Source organism: Autumnicola psychrophila (assembly GCF_031846645.1).
GTDB lineage: Bacteria > Bacteroidota > Bacteroidia > Flavobacteriales > Flavobacteriaceae > Autumnicola > Autumnicola psychrophila.
Genome location: NZ_JAVRHN010000010.1, coordinates 131,696 through 138,756 on the forward strand (window position 1 = coordinate 131,696; position 7,061 = coordinate 138,756).

The window sequence follows — 7,061 nt, forward strand, 5'->3', positions numbered from 1 at the left end:
TCATAAGTTATCGTTAATCTGCTTACACACAAAGAATTTGTAGTTAACTTTAGTTCTAAACACCGGCGTATGAAGACAATCCATATAGTACATAACCCCACTGCTGGCAGCGGCAATCACAGCAAAGAAGAATTGATACAACTCGTAGAGCGATCAGGTTACCGTGCAGAATATATTTCTACCGACAATATTTTTTGGAACAAACAGCTGAAGACTGAAGATGCCGATGCTATTTTACTGGCGGGCGGTGATGGTACAGTAAAAAAACTGGCAAAAACCCTGATTGAGAAGAAACATTCCCCAAGCCAGATACCCATTCATATAATGCCATTGGGGACAGCAAATAATATTTCTAAGGAGCTCAATATTGCACAGGATAAAGAGCAACATGAGATAAATCTCGACGGGAGAACCACGAGGTTTAGCTACGGAAAAATAAAAAGTACAGAAAAAAAGGATTTTTTCCTGGAAAGTTTTGGCTTCGGAATTTTCCCAAAGTTAATTTCAGAAATGAAAAAGAAAGACTCACCTGATGATCCGGAGAAAAAACTGAAGCAAACCTTAGAAGTACTGCTTGAAATTGTAAAAAAATACAAACCCAAAAAGGGAAAGATAAAAACCAGCGGTTTCGAAATAAAGGGCAAATTTCTGCTCGTGGAAGTGATGAATATTAAACTCATTGGGCCGAATTTTGCCCTGGCTCCCAACGCTCATCCCGCAGACGATCATTTTGACCTGGTCCTAATTCCAAAAGAAAAGAGGGAAGAACTGGAAACTTATATCATCAAACTTCTGAAAAATGAAGCCCGGAAAGAAGACCTGGAAAAAATTGTGACTGTCTTGCCGGTACAAAAAGTGAATTTAAATTGGAGCGGTTCCCGTCTTCATATTGATGATAATCTTATTTCTGATTACCTCGGAAGAAAATACGAAATCCAATTAGCCCCGGAATATTTTAAGTTTTTTACTGATGTTCCAAATGAATCTAACCAGCATCAGTAATTATTTTGCCTATTTGAGGTTTTTATGATACTAATCTGCTAATCATTCCGGTTTAAATTCCGGAGTGCCCATACATGAAGCGACATTAAGCGGTGCGGCGTTAATCCGTTCCTCATCAGGAAACACATTCCACAAAATCTCTCCGAAACAAATTGTTATTATATCCTTTTCCATAGTATAACTTAATTGAAGAAGAGCCAAACTGACCATTCTTTGCCGAAAATTGACATTTCAGGCACTATGTCCAAAATGGCAATTTTCATCCTCCACTTTTTTTTTACTAAAAAGAATCCGACGTTCATTTTAGCTAAACCTTAAAGAGCTTTCGCCATCTAAATATTGTAATTTAAAAAGAAAAAAAATGAAAATTACAGCTATTATCTTACTAACTATAACCACAATTATACTCGTGGGACTTACCGTTATGTCCTTTTATAACGTCGATTTTCCAATAGTTTTTTATTTAACCTGTGCAGGTCAGGCAATATTTATTTTTACTGTCTATAAAGTCTTAACAGACAAATATTCCACAGAAAAAACGTTTAATGACTGGTACGAAGATTATCCCATTGAGGATAAATAAGCATGGGGCTTAAAAGAAGAAAGCACCTATTTTATTAAATTGCAGCAAAAATACCATTAATGCAGCTTAACAAATTTATCGATCATACCAACCTAAAACCAACAGCAACACCCGGGGACATAAAGAAATTATGTTCTGAAGCCATAGCACATCAATTCTATGCAATATGTATTAACAGTTGTTACGTGAAGCTGGCTTATGAAGAACTTAAAACTTCTGAAATTAAACTCGCTGCGGTGGTTGGATTTCCTTTAGGTGCAATGGATATGAATTCAAAGGTTTTTGAAGCTGAACAGTGTATTGCCAATGGTGCCGATGAAATTGATATGGTCATAAACATAGGCCAATTAAAAGCTGGAAATATCGAATTAGTGGAAAATGAAATTGCACTTATAAAAAAGGCAATTGGAAGAAAAATTCTGAAGGTAATTATTGAAACCTGTTATCTTTCCGAAGAAGAAAAAATTGCGGCATGTGAATGTGCGCTGCGGGCAAAAGCCAATTTTGTAAAAACCTCTACAGGTTTTGGAACTTCAGGAGCCAGTTTTGATGATGTAAAGTTGATGAAGTCTGTCGTAAAAGAAGAGCTTCAGATAAAAGCTTCAGGCGGAATAAAAGACACCGAAACAGCAGAAAAATATATTAAAATGGGAGTAGCCAGACTGGGCACCTCTTCAGGAATTTCTATAATTCAATAACATATGAGCATTCACATAGATGCGAAAAAAGGAGACATTGCAGAAACTGTTCTTTTACCGGGAGATCCATTAAGAGCTAAATGGATAGCCGAAGAATTTTTAGAAAATGCAGTTCAATACAATAACGTACGGGGAATGCTGGGGTACACCGGCACTTTTCAGGGAAAGAAGATTTCTGTACAGGGTACGGGAATGGGAATTCCCTCTACGCTTATCTACTGCCATGAACTTATAAATGAGTTTGGAGTAAAAAACCTTATCCGCGTTGGTTCAGCAGGATCTTACCAGGAAAAAGTAAAAATTAACGATGTCGTGATTGCCATGGCTGCGTCTTCAACTTCGGGCATTAATACCGCAAGGTTTCCGGGAGCACACTTCTCCCCTACGGCAGATTTTAAACTTTTTATGAAAGCAGCAAGTTTTGCAGATTCAGAAAATATTCCGGTACATGCGGGAAATATACTTTCTTCAGATGCTTTTTACGAAGAAGATGAACATGAATATCGAAAATGGGCAAAATTCAACATCCTCTGTGTAGAAATGGAAACCGCCGGAATTTATACCGTAGCAGCACAACATGGGGTTTCTGCACTTTCGATCTTAACAATTTCTGATTCGCTCATCACAAAAGAAAGTTTGACCTCTGCAGACAGGGAAAAATCCTTTTCCCGGATGATTAAAATCGCTCTTAATACTGCGGAATAAAATGTTGTACCATGAAATTGGCAATTTCTTACTTTGTCAAATTCAATGAACCAAGATGCCGTACTGGTGATTTCCTTATCTTACTGTAATGGATTATCGAATATTTTATGGAGGAAAAAGGAATAAAAACCTCATAAAAAATGTAATTTTAAATCAAGAAATTCTATTATTTGAATTTTAAACGCTAAAGTAGAAGATATTCTAAACTAACAAATCTGGAGAAAAAAAATTATGGAAACATATACTGCCAACAAAGACCGTTACGAAAATATGCAATACCGAAGATGCGGAAAAAGTGGAATTCTGCTTCCTCTTCTTTCCCTCGGCTTATGGCACAACTTCGGTGATAATGACGATTTTGACAACGCCAGGAATATTCTGCGAACTGCTTTTGATAACGGAATTACCCATTTTGACCTTGCCAATAACTATGGACCTCCATACGGATCTGCCGAGAAAAATTTCGGAAAAATCTTTAAAGAAGATTTTAAGCAATATCGGGATGAGCTAATAATTTCTACCAAAGCCGGCTGGGATATGTGGCCCGGGCCTTATGGCAATTTTGGATCCAGAAAATACCTTATTGCAAGTCTCGACCAGTCCCTTAAAAGAATGGGATTGGATTATGTCGACATTTTTTACCACCACAGGCCAGACCCTGACACTCCGCTGGAAGAAACCATGGGCGCGCTTGACCAAATTGTGAGATCGGGAAAAGCGTTGTATGTTGGAATTTCGCAGTACTCTTCAAAAGACACTGCCAGGGCTGCAGAAATTTTGAGGGAACAGGGAACTCCATTTCTTATTCACCAGCCGCGTTATAATATGATGGATCGCTGGGTGGAAGATGGATTACTAAATACATTAGAACGTGAAGGAATTGGAAGCATTGTATTTTCACCACTGGAACAGGGAATATTAACGTCAAAATATCTCAACGGAATTCCAGAAGATTCCCGCGCAGCAACTAAAGGCAGCTATTTAGACGAATCCCAAATTACACCAGAAGTGGTAGATCAGGTTCAGAAATTGAATAAAATCGCCGAATCCAGAAATCAAAGTCTGGCCCAAATGGCAGTAGCATGGCTATTAAAAGATGAGAGGGTGACTTCGGTTTTAGTCGGCGTTAGTAAAGTTTCTCAATTAGAAGATAATATTGCTGCTCTTGGTAATTTAAATTTTACTGAAGACGAACTGCAGAAAATTGAAAAAATTCTTAACAAGGATTAAGACCATTTGTAGTGGAAAGTGAAGAGAGAAACTTAGCTGAAAGACCATATAAGGACATTAAGAAATTGTTCTTATATTCATGGAAGACTACTGAGTTTCAATATTTGGCATTTAGGAGCCTCCATCTTAAATAGAGGAAAATGAAGAGAGGAAAGATCGCTTCCTGAAAAACAATCTACCTACGTAAGTAGTTAAAAATTATTCGTGTTTGCGGTGAAATTGAAGTTCGATAATTGCCATTTTGGAGACTTCATCTTAAATAGTGGAAAGTGAAGAGACGAAAGAACTTTGCTGAAAGACCTTTTGCGCAACTTAAAAATTATTCGTGTATCTGCGGTGAAACTGAAATTCGATAATTGCCATTTAGGAGCCTCCATCTTAAATAGAGGAAAGTGAAGAGAGGAAAGATCGCTTCCTGAAGAACAATCTACGTAAGTGGTTAAAAACTATTCGTGTTTGTGGTGAAACTGAAGTTCGATAATTGCCATTTAGGAGCATCCTTTTAAGCTGAAGTAAGGACAAGAAATTACTTTCAGTGAATTACTTTTTGCGGAAATCTACGGTTGAATTTAAAGGATTTAGATTAATTGATACTGACTTCTAAAAGCTCACAATTTTCTCCCTGGATATCCACTTTCTGAATTTTTGCCGGAATTAAAACTGTTTGCCCCTGCTTAATATTTTCGGAGTTGCCGTTAATACTTATTTCGGCTTCGCCGCTCACACACATGTAAATTACAAACGAATCCAATTCTGAATAATCCTTCTTTACCTTCCCCTTCACCGGAAGAAAATTGGTTGTAAAATATTGACACCGCGCAATATTAGAAGACTGATTAATTTTTTTTTCGTAGCTAAGCTTAAAATCATCTTTTCTTTCGAAATCGATGGCATCTATGGCAAGGGCTGTATGAAGTTCCCGGCCGTTACCATCTGCATCCTTTCTATCCCAATCATATATTCTATAGGTAATATCTGATGTCTGCTGAATTTCAGCCAGTAAAACTCCGGCTCCTATAGCGTGAACCTTTCCTGTATTTATAAAAAAACTGTCTCCTTTTTTCACCTCCTCAAAATTTAGGAGCTTTGTAATTTCACCAGCTTCAAGAGCCTGCAAATAGTCATCCCTACTGATAGTTTCTTTAAAGCCAACATTTATTTTGGCATTATCATCGCCCTGCATGATATACCACATTTCGGTTTTACCAAAAGAATTATGACGCTTCTTTGCAAGCCTGTCGTTAGGGTGCAATTGAACTGAGAGTTCTGTCCTCGCGTCAATAAACTTTATAAGTAAAGGAAAATCATTACCAAACTGTTCATATATTTTTTCACCAACTAATTCCCCCTTTTTTTCTTCTAAAAGTGTTTTTAAAGAAGTACCTCGTAAAGGACCATTTTCAATAACCGAAACATTATCCTGCACTCCAGAAATCTCCCAACTCTCACCTAGATTTTCAACTACAGAATGTTTGTTTAAAATATCCTTTAGCTTATTTCCACCCCAAATCTTTTCCTTAAGTATTGGTGTAAACTTTAATGGGTAATTTGACATTGTGATTTTTTGAATTGTTTAGTGAGTCAAATATAGTTTTTAATATGCTTCCGCAAAAATTAAGATTTTAGAGCACTTACCTTTCTAGCCCAATTTTTCGGTTGAGAGAAATAGTAGTATATAGAAGAAATACTATTCATCGAGAAAATGTTGAATTTGAAAGATTATCTTTCCCCCTCTTTATCTTTATAGGAAATTAGCTATATATTTACATCACCAAATCTACAATTTACTACCTGCTTAGCTAAGACTATAAACATGTCAGCTTTGATTCAGGAAATCAATTACATACAAACAACAGAAGAAGAGTATAACCAAATTGCTTCTGTAAAAATATTAGTAGATGAGGTCTACGCTAAAGGAAATTTCTTCCAATTACCCCTAAAGACTTTAGAGTTAATTAGGCGCTTCAATACGTTATTCAATCGTATTGTAAAAGAGGAAGAACAAAATCCCAGCCTTGTAAACCAACTGGTCATAAATTCCCAATATCTGGAACAGCAATTAATCCAGGAATTGTAGCGGCTACTTTAGTCGCTTTTTTATTGCCTGATAATAAGGATCTTCCGGATTTTTATAAAAAAAATTTCATTCTGATACATTTTTTTAAATAAAAAACATTGTTTTCTATGCAAAGAGGGTTATATTTGCAACCGCAAAAACGGTCGCGTAGCTCAGCTGGATAGAGCACCTGCCTTCTAAGCAGGCGGTCCCAGGTTCGAATCCTGGCGCGATCACCACGAAACCTCTGGAAATCCAGGGGTTTTGTTTTTTAATAACACTGCCAATTTAGGGATAATACCGGATCAAGCCTAATTGTTGTGTTTATGCAAGAATTGTAGTCAATCTATAGAGGAAGAATTCCACATTTTTTACACCTCTAAATTGGGCTCTAAATGCTTTTATTTTTGAATTCAAAGATTCTGCTAATGTGTTTGTGCTTCTGTTCTTGAAGTAGTTTAAGATTATCAAGGGCCAAAATATTTTACGGTTACTAAATCCACCGGGATGTAAGAATATGATTTATTCCAAGTCCAATGGATCAAGTGTATTGGCCATATCGCTTGTTTTCAAACGAATAAATATTATTTAATTGATCTTTCAAAGTAGCACAAAACGAACTGATATAGACTCAATTTAAAACTAAAAGTGGCACAATTTGAACCGAAAGACCTGGTAGTAACCTGTCTAAATCACTGGCACGATTCGATCCGAGATATCCAACAACCATACTTCCGAAATTTATCGAAAAAATTACCACTTGCGGCTGGATGAGATTAATATAGCT

At 36.6% G+C, this 7,061-nt stretch carries 9 protein-coding genes and 1 tRNA gene; 7 read left to right on the forward strand and 3 right to left on the reverse strand.

Annotated elements, in window-relative coordinates; genetic code table 11:
• Positions 1 to 69 precede the first annotated feature (69 nt).
• The gene (locus RM541_RS13700) at positions 70 to 1,002 is read left to right on the forward strand and encodes a diacylglycerol/lipid kinase family protein (RefSeq protein ID WP_311500704.1); all 933 of its coding nucleotides are present in this window, start codon (positions 70 to 72) and stop codon (positions 1,000 to 1,002) included.
• Between the two features lie 42 nt (positions 1,003 to 1,044).
• Here RM541_RS13700 and RM541_RS13705 read toward each other — a convergent pair whose 3' ends face one another.
• On the reverse strand, positions 1,045 to 1,176 hold the full coding sequence (locus RM541_RS13705; RefSeq protein ID WP_311500705.1) for a hypothetical protein: 132 nt from the start codon (positions 1,174 to 1,176) through the stop codon (positions 1,045 to 1,047).
• Positions 1,177 to 1,363: 187 nt separating this feature from the next.
• Between RM541_RS13705 and RM541_RS13710 the strand changes: the two genes are divergently transcribed.
• The 4 genes from RM541_RS13710 (at position 1,364) to mgrA (ending at position 4,218) form a co-directional block, all read left to right on the forward strand.
• Positions 1,364 to 1,585 (forward strand): hypothetical protein, encoded by a 222-nt coding sequence (locus RM541_RS13710; RefSeq protein WP_311500706.1) that lies wholly within the window; start codon positions 1,364 to 1,366, stop codon positions 1,583 to 1,585.
• 59 nt (positions 1,586 to 1,644) lie between these two features.
• The gene (deoC, locus tag RM541_RS13715) at positions 1,645 to 2,283 is read left to right on the forward strand and encodes a deoxyribose-phosphate aldolase (protein WP_311500707.1); all 639 of its coding nucleotides are present in this window, start codon (positions 1,645 to 1,647) and stop codon (positions 2,281 to 2,283) included.
• 3 nt (positions 2,284 to 2,286) lie between these two features.
• A complete protein-coding gene (gene deoD, locus RM541_RS13720) occupies positions 2,287 to 2,988 on the forward strand; it encodes a purine-nucleoside phosphorylase (RefSeq protein ID WP_311500708.1) in 702 nt (233 codons plus the stop codon).
• Positions 2,989 to 3,219: 231 nt separating this feature from the next.
• Positions 3,220 to 4,218, forward strand: a complete 999-nt coding sequence (gene mgrA / locus RM541_RS13725; RefSeq protein WP_311500709.1) for an L-glyceraldehyde 3-phosphate reductase — start codon at positions 3,220 to 3,222, stop codon at positions 4,216 to 4,218.
• Between the two features lie 583 nt (positions 4,219 to 4,801).
• Here mgrA and RM541_RS13730 read toward each other — a convergent pair.
• On the reverse strand, positions 4,802 to 5,773 hold the full coding sequence (locus tag RM541_RS13730; protein ID WP_311500710.1) for a type I phosphomannose isomerase catalytic subunit: 972 nt from the start codon (positions 5,771 to 5,773) through the stop codon (positions 4,802 to 4,804).
• Positions 5,774 to 6,031: 258 nt separating this feature from the next.
• Between RM541_RS13730 and RM541_RS13735 the strand changes: the two genes are divergently transcribed.
• Entirely contained in the window at positions 6,032 to 6,295 is a 264-nt protein-coding gene (locus RM541_RS13735) for a hypothetical protein (RefSeq protein ID WP_311500711.1), read from the forward strand.
• 141 nt (positions 6,296 to 6,436) lie between these two features.
• A tRNA-Arg gene (locus RM541_RS13740) sits at positions 6,437 to 6,513 on the forward strand.
• Positions 6,514 to 6,598: 85 nt separating this feature from the next.
• Here RM541_RS13740 and RM541_RS13745 read toward each other — a convergent pair.
• Positions 6,599 to 6,745 (reverse strand): transposase, encoded by a 147-nt coding sequence (locus RM541_RS13745; protein WP_311500712.1) that lies wholly within the window; start codon positions 6,743 to 6,745, stop codon positions 6,599 to 6,601.
• Positions 6,746 to 7,061 lie beyond the last annotated feature (316 nt).